We start from the raw sequence: 15,337 nt of genomic DNA, 5'->3' as shown, positions 1-15,337 counted from the left end.
AGGAGGTCTGTGTTTGCATGTACTACGGTGAACGCTTCAACGCCTGGACCCACCTGGTCGGTGCCGTCCTTGCCTGTATCGGTGCCATCTGGCTGATCGTGGTCGCGGGCCTGCAGGGCGACCCGTGGAAGATCGTCAGTTTCTCCATCTACGGCAGCACCTTGCTGTTGCTGTACAGCATTTCTACCCTGTACCACAGCACTCGCGGGCGGGCGAAGGTGATCATGCGCAAGCTCGATCACCTGTCGATCTATCTGCTGATCGCGGGCAGCTACACGCCGTTCTGCCTGGTCAGTCTGCGCGGGCCCTGGGGCTGGAGCCTGTTCGGGGTTGTCTGGGGGCTAGCGGTGATCGGCATGTTGCAGGAGATCAAGCCGCGCTCCGAAGCGCGCATCCTGTCGATCATCATCTATGCGGTGATGGGCTGGATCGTGCTGGTGGCGGTCAAGCCGCTGCTGCACTCGCTCGGCAGCGCCGGCTTTGCCTGGCTGGCTGCCGGCGGGGTGTTCTACACCGTCGGCATCATCTTCTTCGCCTTCGACAGCCGCTTCCGCCACTGGCATGGCATCTGGCACCTGTTCGTGATCGCCGGCAGCCTCATGCATTTCGTGGCGGTGTCGTTCTACGTGCGTTAGTTAAAAGTCACCCCACAGTTGCTGTGCCACCGACAATGCAACCACCGGTGCGGTTTCGGTGCGCAGCACGCGTGGGCCAAGGCGTGCTGCGTGGAAACCGGCAGCCTTGGCCTGCTCGACCTCCGCTTCGCTCAGGCCGCCCTCGGGGCCGATCAGAAAGGCCAGTGTGGCCGGCTTGGCATGGCTGGTGAGCGGTTCGGCCACCGGGTGCAGGACCAGTTTCAGGTCGGCATTGGCACTGTTCAGCCACTCGGCCAGGGTCACTGGCGGGTGGATGACCGGCAAGGTCGAGCGGCCGCATTGTTCGCAGGCGCTGATCGCCACCTGGCGCCAGTGGGCCAGGCGCTTGTCGGCGCGCTCGTCCTTCAGCCGCACTTCGCAGCGTTCGCTGACGATCGGGGTGATTTCGTTGGCGCCCAGCTCGGTGGCTTTCTGGATCGCCCAGTCCATGCGCTCGCCACGGGACAGGCCTTGGCCGAGGTGCACGTGCAGTGGTGAATCGGCCTGGCCGGCGAGGGCCTGGTCGAGGCTGACGCGCACGGTTTTCTTGCCCACTTCGAGCAACTGGCCGCGGTATTCCTGGCCACTGCCGTCGAACAGCTGCACGGCGTCGCCGGGGGCCATGCGCAGTACGCGGCCGATGTAGTGGGCCTGGGCTTCGGGCAGGTCATGCTCGCCGAGGCTCAGGGGGGCGTCGATGAAAAAGCGGGACAGTCTCATGGTTGAGCTCAAGCTAAAGGGAGAAGGTGGTCCCTGTGGGAGCGGGTTCACCCGCGAATGCGGCGGTGACTCCACTATTGCATTCGCGGGTGAACCCGCTCCCACAGAGTACGCGGCGGGCTTCCGGGCTTAGCCCGGGTCGCGGAAGTCGGGGTGGAAGTTGGCCGGTACGGCCACGCTGACGCTATCGCGGGTGGCAATGTCGATGCCTTCGCTGGCCACTTCTGCCAGGAAGTCGATCTGATCTGGCGTAATCACATACGGCGGCAGGAAGTACACCACGCTGCCCAGCGGGCGCAGCAGGGCGCCACGCGTCAGGGCATGCTCGAACACTTTCAGGCCACGACGCTCTTGCCACGGGTAGGCGACCTTGCCGGCCTTGTCCTGGACCATTTCGATGGCCAGGGCCATGCCGGTCTGGCGAATCTCGGCCACATGCGTGTGGTCGGCCAGGTGCGCGGTGGCGCTGGCCATGCGGGTGGCCAATGCCTTGTTGGCCTCGATCACGTTGTCCTGCTCGAAGATGTCCAGGGTCGCCAGCGCCGCGGCGCAGGCCAGCGGGTTGCCGGTATAGCTGTGCGAGTGGAGGAACGCGCGCAGGGTCGGGTAGTCGTCGTAGAACGCCTGGTACACCTTGTCGGTGGTCAGGCAGGCGGCCAGCGGCAGGTAACCGCCGGTCAGGGCCTTGGACAGGCACAGGAAGTCCGGGCGAATGCCGGCCTGTTCACAGGCGAACATGGTGCCGGTGCGGCCGAAGCCCACGGCGATTTCGTCGTGGATCAGGTGCACGTCGTAGCGGTCGCAGGCCTCGCGCAGCAGCTTGAGGTACACCGGGTGGTACATGCGCATGCCGCCGGCACCCTGGATCAGCGGTTCGACGATCACCGCGCTGATCGAGGCGTGGTGCTCGGCCAGGGTCTGTTCCATGGCCTGGAACATGGTGCGCGAGTGCTCTTCCCAGCTCGTGCCTTCGGGGCGCAGGTAGCAGTCGGGGCTGGGCACCTTGAGGGTGTCGAGCAGCAGCGCCTTGTAGGTTTCGGTGAACAGCGGCACATCGCCGACCGACATGGCGGCGATAGTTTCTCCGTGGTAGCTGTTGGTCAGGGTGACGAAGCGCTTCTTGCCCGGCTTGCCGACGTTCTGCCAGTAGTGGAAGCTCATCTTCAGCGCCACTTCGATACACGACGAACCGTTGTCGGCATAGAACAACCGGTCGAGGCCGGCCGGGGTCATGGCTACAAGGCGCTCGGACAGCTCGATCACCGGCTGGTGGCTGAAACCGGCCAGGATCACGTGCTCCAGCTGGTCGACCTGGTCCTTGATGCGCTGGTTGATACGCGGGTTGGCGTGGCCAAACACGTTGACCCACCAGCTGCTCACCGCATCCAGGTAGCGCTTGCCTTCGAAGTCTTCCAGCCACACGCCTTCGCCGCGCCTGATCGGGATCAGCGGCAGCTTCTCGTGGTCTTTCATCTGGGTGCAGGGGTGCCACAGGACCTTGAGGTCGCGTTGCATCCACTGATCATTGAGGCCCATGGGCACTTCTCCTGGCTTTGCGGCTTGGTTCGACCGCGTAAGCCTAAGCAATGCCGCAGGGCAGGACAACCGCCGCTGTTCATCGGGTTGCCAGCTACGCTTGCTACCGCGTGGAAACGCTGCAGGCAAAAATGTCAGTGGCGAAAAGGACTTGATGTCACTGCGCTGGCAGGGTCGGTAGACCTGACGTATTCTTAACGCATCTCTCCCGGGGCATTTCTGCCTCTCCACGTTTCTGAAACCCCCTGACTCGGAGTTCGCCGACATGGCTGCTGCTTGGGTGCGCCTGTGCGCGTTGGTATTGATTGGTGTGTCCAGCGGCGCCGCGCTGGCAAAGGACAAGACACCTTCGGCGATCGTCGTGGGTGGCGGCCTGGCGGGCCTGACGGCCGCCTACGAGCTGCAGAACAAAGGCTGGCAGGTGACGCTGCTGGAAGCCAAGCCGGGCATGGGCGGGCGCTCTGGCCTGGCTACCAGTGAGTGGATCGGCAACGCCAAGGCGCAGCCGGTGCTCAACCAGTACCTCGACCGTTTCAAACTTGAAACACTGCCGGCACCGGAGTTCGTGCGTACCCCCGGTTACCTGATTGACGGCGAGTATTTCAGTGCCACCGACCTGGCTACCAAGCAGCCGGCCACCGCCGAGGCGCTCAAGCGTTACGAGAAAACCCTCGATGACCTGGCCCGTTCGATCGAAGACCCGCTGAACCCGCAAGCCAACAGCACGCTGTTCGCCCTCGACCAGATCAACGTCTCCACCTGGCTGGACAAGCTGCAGCTGCCGACCACCGCCCGCCAGCTGGTCAACCAGCAGATCCGTACCCGCTACGATGAGCCATCGCGCCTGTCGCTGCTGTATTTTGCCCAGCAGAACCGCGTGTATCGTGGCGTCAGCGACCGTGACCTGCGTGCCGCGCGCCTGCCCGGTGGCAGCCCGGTACTGGCCCAAGCGTTCGTCAAGCAACTGAAGACGATCAAGACCAGTTCACCCGTGACCTCCATCGTCCAGGACAAGGACGGTGTCACGGTCAAGGTCGGCAGCGTCGGCTACCAGGCGGATTACCTGGTCATGGCCGTGCCCCTGCGCGCCCTGGCCAAGATCCAGATGACCCCGGGCCTGGACAGCCAGCACCTGGCGGCGTTGAAGGGTACCAACTATGGCTGGCGCGACCAGCTGATGCTCAAGTTCAAGAAGCCAGTGTGGGAAAGCCGGGCGCGCATGTCGGGCGAAATCTTCAGTAACGCAGGCTTGGGCATGCTGTGGATCGAACCCGCGCTCAAGGGTGGCGCCAACGTGGTGATCAACCTGTCGGGCGACAACGCCCGCCTGCTGCAGGCGTTCGGTGACAAGCAGATGGTCGACCAGGTGCTGATCCGCCTGCATGCGTTCTACCCGCAGGCCCGTGGTTCGTTCACCGGCTACGAGGTCAAGCGCTACAGCACCGACGCCGGTACCGGCGGCGCCTACCTGGCCTACGGCCCGGGGCAGATCAGCAAGTACTGGCGCCTTTGGGAGCGTCCGGTGCAGCGCATCACCTTTGCCGGTGAGCATACCGACGCCCTCTACCCGGGCACTCTGGAAGGCGCCCTGCGCAGTGGCCAGCGCGCGGCCAGCCAGGTGCAGGACCTGCTGGCCGGCAAGTCGTTCGACCCGGCCAAGGCGGCACCAGTGGCGGCGGCGGCAGCTGCAGGCGCCGTGGCGGCCAAGGAGAGCAAGGGCGGGTTCTTCTCCAACATGTTCGGTGGTTCTTCCGACAAGGGCGACAAGGCTGACAAGGCCCCGGTCAAGGCCGAGCCGAAGCCGGTCGATGAGGCCAAGCAGGATAAGCCGGGCTTCTTCAAGCGCCTGTTTGGCGGGGCGGACAAGCCTGAGGTGAAGGCCGAGCCGATTGCCAAGGCCGAGGAAGTGGCGCCTGCGCCAGCCCCAGCCCCGCAAGCAGCGCCGGCCCCGGTTGCGCCAGCGCTTGTGGTCAAGGAAGCAGCGACCAAGCCTGCTGCGACCAAGGCTGCATCTGGCAAGCATGCACCGGCGCACAAACCGACCCACAAGCCTGCCGAGACCAAGAAAGCGACTGCCAAGTCCGAACCGGCCAAGAAAGCTGTAGCCAATACCCAAGCCAAGGCCGGTTGATTTATTGACAGTGCTGGCCCTTTCGCGGGTAAACCCGCTCCCACAGGGCCGGCACTGGCAACCGCTGATTACCCAACTATCGTTAATGTTTCCTTAATGGGAAGCTTACAGAATACATATCGGATTTCTCGATAAACCAAAGCAATTTTTTACGCTTTTATTCGATGCGTTACGCGTTAGTCTGTGCACAGCTTTCACGGGGAAACACGTCAACATGCAACTGCGCAATTCATCTTCTCGCTACGGCGTGGTCAGCATCGTCCTGCACTGGGGCGTGGCTCTGGCAGTCTTCGGCCTGTTCGGGCTGGGCCTGTGGATGGTCGGCCTCGACTACTACAGCCCTTGGCGCAAGGCCGGCCCGGACCTGCACAAGAGCATCGGCCTGGTGCTGCTGGCGGTGATGCTGCTGCGGGTGCTCTGGCGCTTCATCAGCCCGCCACCACCGGCACCAGCCAGCCACGGCGCATTCACCCGCCTGGCAGCCAAGTTGGGCCACCTGGCCCTGTACCTGGGGCTGTTCGCGGTAATGATCGCCGGTTACCTGATTTCCACCGCCGACGGTGTCGGCATTCCGGTGTTTGGCCTGTTCGAAGTGCCGGCACTCGTCAGCGACCTGCCCGACCAGGCAGACCTGGCAGGCGTGATCCATCTCTGGCTGGCCTGGGGCTTGGTGATTTTTGCCGTGCTGCATGGCTTGGCAGCGCTCAAGCACCATTTCATCGACCGTGACGCGACCCTGACCCGCATGCTGGGCCGCAAAGCTTGACTCTCAACCTCAATTGCAAAGGAAGGAAGTAAGGATGTTGAAAAAGACTTTTGCCGCTCTGGCGCTCGGTACCGCTCTGCTCTCCGCCGGCCAGGCCATGGCTGCCGAGTACAAGATCGACAAGGAAGGCCAGCACGCGTTCGTTGACTGGAAGATCAGCCACCTGGGCTACAGCTTCATTCACGGTACCTTCAAGGACTTCGACGGCAACTTCACCTGGGACAGTGCAAAGCCTGAAGCCAGCAAGATCAACGTCGACCTGAAAACCGCCAGCCTGTGGTCGAACCACGCCGAGCGTGACAAGCACATTGCCAGCGCCGACTTCCTCGACGTGAAGAAGTATCCCGAAGCCAAGTTCGTCTCCACCAGCGTCAAGCCGACTGGCGACAAGACTGCTGACGTGACTGGCGACCTGACCATGCACGGTGTGACCAAGCCGGTCACCTTCAAGGCCACTTTCAACGGTGAAGGCAAGGATCCATGGGGCGGCGAGCGCGCTGGTTTCAACGCTACCACCACGCTGAACCTGAACGACTTCGGCATCAAGGGCCCGGGCGCTACCTCGCAGACCCTGGACCTGGATATCAGTGTTGAAGGTGTGAAGCAGAAGTAATTTGCTTTAGCTGAAGTACCGAGGGGGCTGCTTCGCAGCCCTTTCGCGACACAAGGCCGCTCCCACAGGTATTGCGCAGATTTCACTTGCAGCGCAATACCTGTGGGAGCGGCCTTGTGTCGCGAAAGGGCCGCAAAGCGGCCCCCTCATACTTTTTGTCAGCCCTTGCGGGTCAACAGCGCCGGGCGCTCACCGCGCGGGCGGCTCGGCAGGTCATCCAGCTGCTCTGGCGTCGGGTAACGGTCGAGCTTGGACTCCTTGCGGATGATCACTGGCTGTTTTTCCGGCTGGCGCGGGTTGCGCACGGCCGGCTCTTGCCGTGCAGCATCGTCACGGGCCGGGCGACCACGGCCGCCACCATCACGACGGGCGCCGCCACCATTATTGGCGCGGGCCGGACGTTTCTCGCCGCCACCGCTGCTGCGCGGCTGGCCGCTATTGCGACCCTGGCCACCGGCGTTGCTGCGCTGGCCATTACCCTGGCCCTGACCTTGGCCGGCATTGGCACCCGGGCGGCGATTGCGGCCCTGGTTCTTGCCCTGGTACGGGCTGACATAGTCGGCACGGTTGCCGAAGTTGTCGATATCGTCGTCCAGGAACTCTTCCGGATCACGGTCGACAGGCACTTTCGGCGCACTGCTGTTGCTGGCCTGCTGTTGCTGCTGGCGTGGCTTCTTGTCACGCGGCTTGCGTTGCTGTTGTTGCTTGTCGCCGCTCTTTTCCTTGTCGGCCGGCTTGTCCGCAGCCTGTTGCTTGGCCTTGCCTTTATCCTTGCCCTTGTCCTTGCGGCCGCCGTTGGCGTCTTTGCCGCCGTCGCCGCGGGCCTGCTGGTTACGGCCACCACGGCCATTGTTCTGCTGGCGTTCGCGTACTTCAGGCTTTTCTGCTTCAACCTGGCTGGCGTCGAAACCCATCAGGTCGCCGTCCGGGATCTTCTGCTTGGTTACCCGCTCGATGCTCTTGAGCAGTTTCTCTTCATCCGGCGCGACCATGGAAATGGCCTCGCCCGAACGCCCGGCACGGCCGGTACGGCCGATACGGTGGACGTAGTCTTCCTCTACGTTCGGCAGCTCGAAGTTGACCACGTGCGGCAGCTGGTCGATGTCCAGGCCACGGGCGGCGATGTCGGTGGCGACCAGTACGCGCACGCTGTTGGCCTTGAAGTCGGCCAAGGCCTTGGTGCGGGCGTTCTGGCTCTTGTTGCCATGAATTGCGGCGGCGGTCAGGCCGTGCTTTTCCAGGTACTCGGCCAGGCGGTTGGCGCCGTGCTTGGTGCGGGTGAACACCAGTACCTGTTCCCAGGCACCCTGGGTGATCAGGTGCGCCAGCAGCGCGCGCTTGTGGCTGGCGGGCAGGCGGTAGACGCGCTGCTCGATACGCTCGACGGTAGTGTTCGGCGGGGTGACCTCGATACGCTCCGGGTTGTGCAGGAGCTTATCGGCGAGGTCAGTGATGTCCTTGGAGAACGTGGCCGAGAACAACAGGTTCTGGCGCTTGGCTGGCAGGCGAGCGAGGACCTTCTTGACGTCATGGATGAAGCCCATGTCGAGCATGCGGTCGGCTTCGTCCAGCACCAGGATTTCCACGTGGGCCAGGTCAACCTTGCCTTGGCCGGCCAGGTCGAGCAGGCGGCCCGTGCAGGCGACCAGCACGTCCACACCCTTGGCAATGGCCTGGATCTGCGGGTTCATGCCGACGCCGCCGAAAATGCAGGCGCTGACCAGTGGCAGGTCACGGGCATAGACCTTGAAGCTGTCATGCACCTGGGCTGCCAGTTCGCGGGTCGGGGTCAGGACCAGCACGCGAGGTTGGCGCGGGCCATGGCGCTGCGACTTGTCGGGGTGGCCGGCCGGGAACAGGCGCTCGAGGATCGGCAGGGCGAAACCGCCGGTTTTACCAGTACCTGTCTGTGCGGCGACCATCAGGTCGCGGCCTTGCAACACGGCGGGAATCGCCCGCTGTTGCACGGGGGTCGGCTGGGTATAGCCCGCAGCCTCGATAGCGCGGACAAGAGCCTCGGAGAGACCGAGGGAAGCAAAGGACATGGGCAATCCTGTTCTCGTGTGGGCTGGGCCCGTTTGGGATGTTCTGCCTGGCGCGACGGGCATCGGTGGGATGCGATCGCGTCCGGTCCAGCTGGGCTTTCACTGCACATCCGGGTAGCAGAGGGTGGACGCGAAAGTGCGTCGATGCCGATCGGGATGCCTGTTGCGAGGCCGAGCGTCCGGGCGTGAGCCGGGCGGGAAGGCCCGAGTATAACAGAGCTATCGCGCTGTGCTGCTTTCCTGCTGCTCAACGGCGTTGAGAATGTTTCCGATGTCGCCTGTGTAGCGGTTGTTGATTGCTGCATAGGCCGGTTCCAGCTTGAAGCGCCGCAGTTCCACGGCGAAGGCCTGGGCCAGTGCTTCCCGCCCCGGCTTGCGCGCCAGCGCCAGGTACTGGGGCTGGCGGCTGATCATCAAGGGCAGCTCCTCGACCTGCTTTTGGAGGCCCAGATGCCGCAGCAGGTAATGGCCGACCTTGCGGTCGGTGATTGCCAGGTCGATGCGGCCCAGCATCAGCTTGCCGAAGTTGGCTTCATGGGTAGGTGCAGCTTCGCGCCGGAAATGTACGGCTTCGTTGAAAGCGGCACCATAGGCGTAGCCGGGTGAGGTGCCGACGGTTAGGCCGGCAAGGTCATCGAGAGTCTTGACGGCATGGCGTCGAGTGCGGGCCTGGAACAGGACGAACTCTACCTCCGACATGGGCTCGGGGGCGTACACCAGGTAGTGCTGGCGCGACTCGTTCTGGAAGATATCCATGATGCCGTCGGCCAAGCCCTGCTCGATCATTGCCAGGCAGCGCTTCCACGGCAGGAACTCCCACTCCACCTCGACGCCAAGGCGCTCGAACACCCGGGTGGTGACTTCGTAGTCGATGCCGCGAGGCTGGCCGTCGTGCTGGTATGCATAGGGTGCCCAGTCGTCGGTTACCAGGCGCAGGCGCTCGCCCAAGGCCAGCGGGCTTAGGCAGGCGAGCAACAGGATCCAGAACAGTCGGGCGATGTGTGGCATGGCCGGAGATTACGCGCTCGGCCTGTTCAAGGCCAGTGAGGATGATGTTCTCCTGTGCCGGCCTCTTCGCGGGTAAACCCGCTCCCTCAAGTACAGCGCGAGCCTGCAAGCCAGCAGAGATCCTGTGGGAGCGGGTTTACCCGCGAAGAGGCCGGCACAGGTTCGCTCAAGTGTGGGATGACCTCAGCAGATGCGCCTCGATATCCTTGCGCCGCTCGCCCAGCGACAGGCGCAACCCCGGGTGGCGCAGGCACTGGCGCAGTTGCTCGGGTTCCATGTGGCCATGGCGGGCGTTGAGGTTTTCCAGGGCTTTGTCCCACCAGGCCGGCGCGCAGGCGCGGTCGAACTCATTGGGGTAGGGGTAGCAGCCATACAGCAGTTCTCGGGCGAACTGGCGCTCGTGGCTTGGCAGGGTCATGCTCAGCGCCTTGTAACCCAGGCGTTGCAGGGCCGGCGGCCGTGGCAGCTGGTCATTGACCAGGGATACGTCGGCCAGCGCCGCCTGGCTCAGCGGGTCGTGGCCGTGCTTGCGCAGCCAGGCCTGAATCTTGGCGCGGAACTGCGCCTTGCGGCTCCAGTAGTGGTGGATGACATCTGTGCATTCGGCCAATTCCAGCGTGCGGTAGGCCGCCACCGCCAGGCAGAACTCCTCGAGGGTATACGCCTCGCGAGCCAGGGGGTGGAACTCGTCCATCATGGCGATGGAGCGGTCCAGAGTGCCGGCGTCTTCGGCGGTGAGGCCGATCACCCCCGAATTGACCAGTGGCATCTGGCAATCAGCCAAGCCCCTGGACTCGAGGATGGCCAGCAGGTTCTTGTACAGCAGGCACTTCTGGTTGCTGCCGTAGCGTGCGCCGATGGCATTGCACAGCAGGCGGCCAGGGGCTACCCGGGCGAACAGCTCCAGCGGCGACTTGCGGAAGAAGGTGTCGGTGTCGATCAGCACTGCCAGCGGGTGTTGCTGCAGCACCTGGCGCAACAGCACATGCTTGCTGCGAAAGTGATAGCCGTGAGGCGCGTTCCATGCCTGGCGCGTGGCTTCGTCCAGCAGGTGTAAGGTGACCGGCAGGCCGGCATAGGGCTGCGGGTTATCGGTATAGACCTGGATGTCCATGGCTTCGCTCGCTGCCGTGCCCAGATGGGCGAGGGCGCTGACGATGCTGAAGCAGGCCTCCTGATGGTAGGTTGCCGGGCCAAAAGCCAGGTAGACGAGCTGTGGACGCAATGGCTGGAGGGGCTGCATGGCAGGCAAGACCTGTGTAACCGGAAAATGAATAAGGCTTTAGTCTATGACCAAAGCCTTAATCAAATCTTAAACAGATTTTGCAAAAAATTTCAGCGCGGCAGCTTCAGATTGTTCCAGATCGCCAGGCTCGGCTCGGCCTGGTTCAAGGTGTAGAAGTGCAGCCCCGGTGCTCCGCCTTGCAGCAGCTGTTCGCACATGCGGGTGATCACTTCTTCACCGAATGCCTGGATGCTGGCGGTGTCGTCGGCATAGGCTTCCAGCTGCTTGCGGATCCAGCGCGGGATCTCGGCGCCACAGGCGTCGGAGAAACGCGCCAGCTTGCTGTAGTTGGTGATCGGCATGATGCCGGGTACCACCGGGATGTCCACGCCCAGCTTCTGCGCGCGCTCGACGAAGTAGAAGTAGCTGTCGGCGTTGAAGAAGTACTGGGTGATGGCGCTGTCGGCACCGGCCTTGACCTTGTGCACGAAGTTGGCCAGGTCAGCCTCGAAGTTGCGGGCCTGGGGGTGCATCTCCGGGTAGGCGGCCACTTCCAGGTGGAAGTGATCGGCAGTTTCCTGGCGAATGAATTCGACCAGGTCGCTGGCGTAGCGCAGTTCGCCACTGGCCATGCCCATACCCGATGGCAGGTCGCCACGCAGGGCGACGATGCGCTTGATGCCTGCAGCCTTGTATTCGGCCAGCAGGGCACGCAGTTCGGCCTTGGTGTCGCCTACGCACGACAGGTGCGGCGCGGCAGGTATCTTCACTTCGCTTTCCAGCTGCAGCACGGTGTTCAGCGTGCGGTCGCGGGTCGAGCCACCGGCACCGTAGGTGCAGGAGAAGAAGTCCGGGTTGTAGGCGGCCAGCTGGCGGGCGACGCCCATCAGCTTTTCGTGACCGGCATCGGTCTTGGTCGGGAAGAACTCGAAACTGTAACGGCGTTCCTGGGACATCAGGCGTTCCTCTGGCAGCAAGCTTCAAGCGGCAGGCTGCAAGTAAAAGCCAGATCGGTTATGGCCGGCCTGGCTTGGGCATCGTTCAAGATCCGTGATGCTTGAGCTGCAAGCGGCAACGGCATGGTCTGCCTTTGATTGCCGCTTGAAGCTTCAAGCTGGCCGCTTAGTAGCGGTATGCGTGTGGCTTGAACGGGCCTTCGACGGTCACACCAATGTAGTCGGCCTGCTGCTTGGTCAGCTGGGTGACCACGCCACCGAAGCCGCGGACCATTTCCAGGGCCACTTCTTCGTCGAGCTTCTTCGGCAGTACTTCGACAGTCAGGCGCTCGGCTTTCTTTTCGGGCGACAGGTCGGCGAACTTCTGCTCGAACAGGAAGATCTGCGCCAGTACCTGGTTGGCGAACGAACCGTCCATGATGCGGCTTGGGTGGCCAGTGGCGTTACCCAGGTTTACCAGGCGGCCTTCGGCCAGCAGGATCAGGTAGTCGTCGTTCTGCGGGTCGAAGCTGCCAGCGCCGGTGCGGTGGATCTTGTGCACCTGCGGCTTGACCTCTTCCCAGGCCCAGTTCTTGCGCATGAAGGCGGTGTCGATCTCGTTGTCGAAGTGGCCGATGTTGCACACCACGGCACGCTTCTTCAGCGCCTTGAGCATGTTGGCGTCGCAGACGTTGACGTTACCGGTGGTGGTCACGATCAGGTCGATCTTGCCCAGCAGGGCCTTGTCGATGCTGGCTTCGGTACCGTTGTTGATACCGTCGATGAACGGCGAAACCACTTCGAAACCGTCCATGCAGGCCTGCATGGCGCAGATCGGGTCGACTTCGGTGACCTTGACGATCATGCCTTCCTGGCGCAGGGACTGGGCCGAGCCCTTGCCCACGTCACCGTAGCCGATCACCAGGGCCTGCTTGCCCGACAGCAGGTGGTCGGTACCACGCTTGATGGCGTCGTTCAGGCTGTGACGGCAGCCGTATTTGTTGTCGTTCTTGCTCTTGGTAACCGAGTCGTTCACGTTGATCGCCGGGACTTTCAGCTCGCCCTTGGCCAGCATGTCCAGCAGGCGGTGCACGCCGGTGGTGGTCTCTTCGGTCACACCGTGCACGCGCTCCAGCACTTGCGGGTATTTCTTGTGCAGCAGCTCGGTCAGGTCGCCACCGTCGTCGAGGACCATGTTGGCGTCCCATGGCTGGCCATCCTTGAGGATGGTCTGCTCCAGGCACCACTCGTACTCTTGTTCGGTTTCACCTTTCCAGGCGAACACCGGGATACCGGCGGCGGCGATGGACGCGGCGGCCTGGTCCTGGGTGGAGAAGATGTTGCAGGACGACCAGCGCACTTCGGCACCCAGGGCAACCAGGGTTTCGATCAGCACGGCGGTCTGGATGGTCATGTGGATGCAGCCCAGGATCTTCGCACCCTTGAGCGGTTGCTCGGCCAGGTACTTGCGACGCAGGCCCATCAGTGCAGGCATTTCCGATTCGGCGATGATGGTTTCGCGACGACCCCAGGCGGCCAGGGAGATGTCGGCGACTTTGTAATCGGTAAAACCAGCAGGCATGTTTGCAGCGCTCATGAGAGCCTCCATTCGTAGTGTGCGAATGGGCGCCGTTGTGCGTTAAGCGCCCGCGAGAGCGAGCAACGCCCCATCCGAGCCTGACAGGCCTAGCCTGCTGCAGCGCCCCTCGGACGGGTGGCGGGCATGGCGCCGCTGTGGGCGGCCATGTGAAACGGCGGAGATTATAGCCGCGCCCGTCGGCTTGCCCAAGGTTTTCTGTCGATTAATCGCGACGATAGTCGATGTTCAATGGAGCGACAGCGGCCGCTCTGCCATCATTGCTGCACGTTAGCCAAGCAGGTCAGGAGTACAGATGAACTTTCATACCCGCAAGTGGGTTAAACCCGAAGACCTCAACCCAAATGGCACTTTGTTCGGTGGCAGCCTGTTGCGCTGGATCGACGAAGAGGCTGCGATCTACGCCATCGTCCAGTTGGGCAACCAGCGTGTGGTGACCAAGTACATATCGGAAATCAACTTCGTCAGTGCCTCGCGTCAGGGCGACATCATCGAGCTGGGCATCACTGCCACCGAGTTCGGCCGTACCTCGATCACCCTCAAGTGCGAAGTGCGCAACAAGATCACCCGCAAGGCCATCCTCACGGTCGACAAGATGGTCTTCGTCAACCTTGGCGAGGATGGGTTGCCGGCGGCGCATGGGCGGACCGAGATCAAGTACATCCAGGACCAGTTCCCGGACAGTGCAGTCGAATAGATCTCGGTTGTCGGTGCCGGCCTCTTCGCGGGTAAACCCGCTCCCACAGGTTTTTCACCGTCCGAAAGGTAGCGCAGATCCTGTGGGAGCGGGTTTACCCGCGAAGAGGCCGGCACAATTTCTCACGGCTGAGCGCTGACCTTGCGCACCACCCGCCCGATGCTCAACCCCTGCACCAGGATTGACGACAGCACCACGATGTAGGTGATCGACAGCAGCAGGTCACGTTCTTCGCCCAGTGGCAGCGACAGTGCCAGGGCAACCGACACCCCACCGCGCAAGCCACCCCAGGTCAGCACCCGTACCGTGCCCTTGGGCACCGGGCGCCAGCGCCGCAGCAGCACGATCGCCGGGGCCACGGTCAGCAACCTCGACAGTAGCACCGCCAGCGCCAGCACGCCGCCGGCTACCATGTGCATCCAGTTGAAAGGCAGCAGCAACAGCTCCAGGCCGATCAACGCGAACAGCAAGGCGTTGAGCATGTCGTCGATCAGCTCCCAGAAGCCGTCCATGTAGCGACGGGTCATGTCGTTCATCGCCAGGTTGCGCCCCAGGTTGCCGATTATCAGCCCGGCCACCACCATGGCGATCGGCGCCGAAACGTGCAGTTCGTAGCACATTGCCGAGCCGCCGATGACCAGCGCCAGGGTCAGCATCACTTCCACCTGGTATTGCTCGACGCTCTTGATCATGCGGTAGGTGGCATAGCCGATCAGGCCGCCGAACAGCACGCCGCCGATGGCCTCGCGGGCGAACAGGATCGCCGTGTCGGTCATGCTCGGCGTCTCGCCCAGCTGGATGATGCCCAGCAACACGGTGAACACCACCACCGCAGTGCCGTCGTTGAACAGCGACTCGCCGACGATAGTGGTTTTCAGCGGTTTGGAGGCATTGGCGGTACGTAGCGCGCCAAGCACGGCAATCGGGTCGGTGGGCGAGATCAGCGCACCGAACAGCAGGCAGTAGATCAGCGGCACTTGCCAGCCGAACAGGGCGAACACCCAGTGCGACAGGTAGCCAATGACGACGGTGGCAATCAGTACGCCGACGGTGGCCAGCAGGCCGATGGGCCAGCGGTAGCTGCGCAGGTCGGAGAGGTTCACGTGCAAGGCGCCGGCGAACAGCAAAAACGCCAGCATCCAGTGCATCAGCAGGTCATTGAAGTCGATCTGGTTCATCAGACCTTCGACGCGAGCTTCCAGGCCAGGGAAGCCGATCAGGCTCAAGCCCTGCAGCATCAGGGAAAACAGCAGCGCCGTGACCATCACACCGATGGCAGGGGGCAGGCCGATGAAACGGTAATTTACATAGGTAAGGAGGGTGGTGAGGCAGATAAACGCGGCAACTAGTTCAAGCATCCCGAATCCTGTAACAGTGGCTTCCAAGTCGTAACCCGAATGGCTCGGGCAGTTCTTTGATGACCTGGCGC

13 protein-coding genes and 1 riboswitch are annotated in these 15,337 nt (G+C 63.0%); of the genes, 5 read left to right on the top strand and 8 right to left on the bottom strand.

Going from position 1 to position 15,337, the window contains the following annotated elements:
* The first annotated feature begins 17 nt into the window (after positions 1–17).
* Positions 18–635 (top strand): PAQR family membrane homeostasis protein TrhA, encoded by a 618-nt coding sequence (gene trhA / locus QN085_RS23650; RefSeq protein WP_013974522.1) that lies wholly within the window; start codon positions 18–20, stop codon positions 633–635.
* On the opposite strand, the gene QN085_RS23645 is transcribed toward trhA, so the two are convergent.
* Complete coding sequence (locus tag QN085_RS23645; RefSeq protein WP_013974521.1) at positions 636–1,355, bottom strand: 16S rRNA (uracil(1498)-N(3))-methyltransferase; 720 nt, start codon at positions 1,353–1,355, stop codon at positions 636–638.
* A gap of 129 nt (positions 1,356–1,484) precedes the next feature.
* Positions 1,485–2,891 (bottom strand): adenosylmethionine--8-amino-7-oxononanoate transaminase, encoded by a 1,407-nt coding sequence (locus QN085_RS23640; protein ID WP_013974520.1) that lies wholly within the window; start codon positions 2,889–2,891, stop codon positions 1,485–1,487.
* Between the two features lie 265 nt (positions 2,892–3,156).
* On the opposite strand from QN085_RS23640, the gene QN085_RS23635 reads away from it, so the two are divergent.
* The 3 genes from QN085_RS23635 (at position 3,157) to QN085_RS23625 (ending at position 6,401) form a co-directional block, all read left to right on the top strand.
* Entirely contained in the window at positions 3,157–5,022 is a 1,866-nt protein-coding gene (locus QN085_RS23635) for a flavin monoamine oxidase family protein (protein ID WP_013974519.1), read from the top strand.
* Between the two features lie 214 nt (positions 5,023–5,236).
* Positions 5,237–5,788, top strand: coding sequence for a cytochrome b (locus QN085_RS23630; RefSeq protein ID WP_023661484.1), 552 nt, complete (start codon positions 5,237–5,239; stop codon positions 5,786–5,788).
* A 34-nt stretch (positions 5,789–5,822) separates the two neighbouring features.
* Complete coding sequence (locus QN085_RS23625) at positions 5,823–6,401, top strand: YceI family protein (RefSeq protein WP_013974517.1); 579 nt, start codon at positions 5,823–5,825, stop codon at positions 6,399–6,401.
* Positions 6,402–6,559: 158 nt separating this feature from the next.
* Here QN085_RS23625 and rhlE2 read toward each other — a convergent pair whose 3' ends face one another.
* The 5 genes from rhlE2 to ahcY form a co-directional block, all read right to left on the bottom strand.
* Positions 6,560–8,446: an RNA helicase RhlE2 gene (gene rhlE2 / locus QN085_RS23620; RefSeq protein ID WP_285688679.1), complete on the bottom strand. Its 1,887-nt coding sequence runs from the start codon at positions 8,444–8,446 to the stop codon at positions 6,560–6,562.
* A gap of 219 nt (positions 8,447–8,665) precedes the next feature.
* A complete protein-coding gene (locus QN085_RS23615) occupies positions 8,666–9,454 on the bottom strand; it encodes a substrate-binding periplasmic protein (protein ID WP_023661387.1) in 789 nt (262 codons plus the stop codon).
* Between the two features lie 166 nt (positions 9,455–9,620).
* On the bottom strand, positions 9,621–10,697 hold the full coding sequence (locus tag QN085_RS23610) for a hypothetical protein (protein WP_023661386.1): 1,077 nt from the start codon (positions 10,695–10,697) through the stop codon (positions 9,621–9,623).
* Positions 10,698–10,789: 92 nt separating this feature from the next.
* Positions 10,790–11,635, bottom strand: a complete 846-nt coding sequence (gene metF / locus QN085_RS23605) for a methylenetetrahydrofolate reductase [NAD(P)H] (protein WP_024087835.1) — start codon at positions 11,633–11,635, stop codon at positions 10,790–10,792.
* A 166-nt stretch (positions 11,636–11,801) separates the two neighbouring features.
* The gene (ahcY, locus tag QN085_RS23600) at positions 11,802–13,211 is read right to left on the bottom strand and encodes an adenosylhomocysteinase (RefSeq protein ID WP_013974512.1); all 1,410 of its coding nucleotides are present in this window, start codon (positions 13,209–13,211) and stop codon (positions 11,802–11,804) included.
* A 20-nt stretch (positions 13,212–13,231) separates the two neighbouring features.
* A riboswitch (S-adenosyl-L-homocysteine riboswitch) is annotated at positions 13,232–13,328 on the bottom strand.
* A gap of 178 nt (positions 13,329–13,506) precedes the next feature.
* On the opposite strand from ahcY, the gene QN085_RS23595 reads away from it, so the two are divergent.
* Positions 13,507–13,908 carry an acyl-CoA thioesterase gene (locus QN085_RS23595; RefSeq protein WP_003257757.1) on the top strand — a complete coding sequence of 134 codons (402 nt, stop codon included), beginning with the start codon at positions 13,507–13,509 and terminating at the stop codon, positions 13,906–13,908.
* A 122-nt stretch (positions 13,909–14,030) separates the two neighbouring features.
* On the opposite strand, the gene QN085_RS23590 is transcribed toward QN085_RS23595, so the two are convergent.
* On the bottom strand, positions 14,031–15,266 hold the full coding sequence (locus tag QN085_RS23590; protein ID WP_013974511.1) for a cation:proton antiporter: 1,236 nt from the start codon (positions 15,264–15,266) through the stop codon (positions 14,031–14,033).
* Positions 15,267–15,337: the final 71 nt, after the last annotated feature.

Source organism: Pseudomonas sp. M2(2023) (assembly GCF_030263955.1).
Classification (GTDB): domain Bacteria; phylum Pseudomonadota; class Gammaproteobacteria; order Pseudomonadales; family Pseudomonadaceae; genus Aquipseudomonas; species Aquipseudomonas asiatica.
Note: the sequence above shows the minus strand (reverse complement) of the source record. Positions and strands in the feature narration are given on the sequence as shown.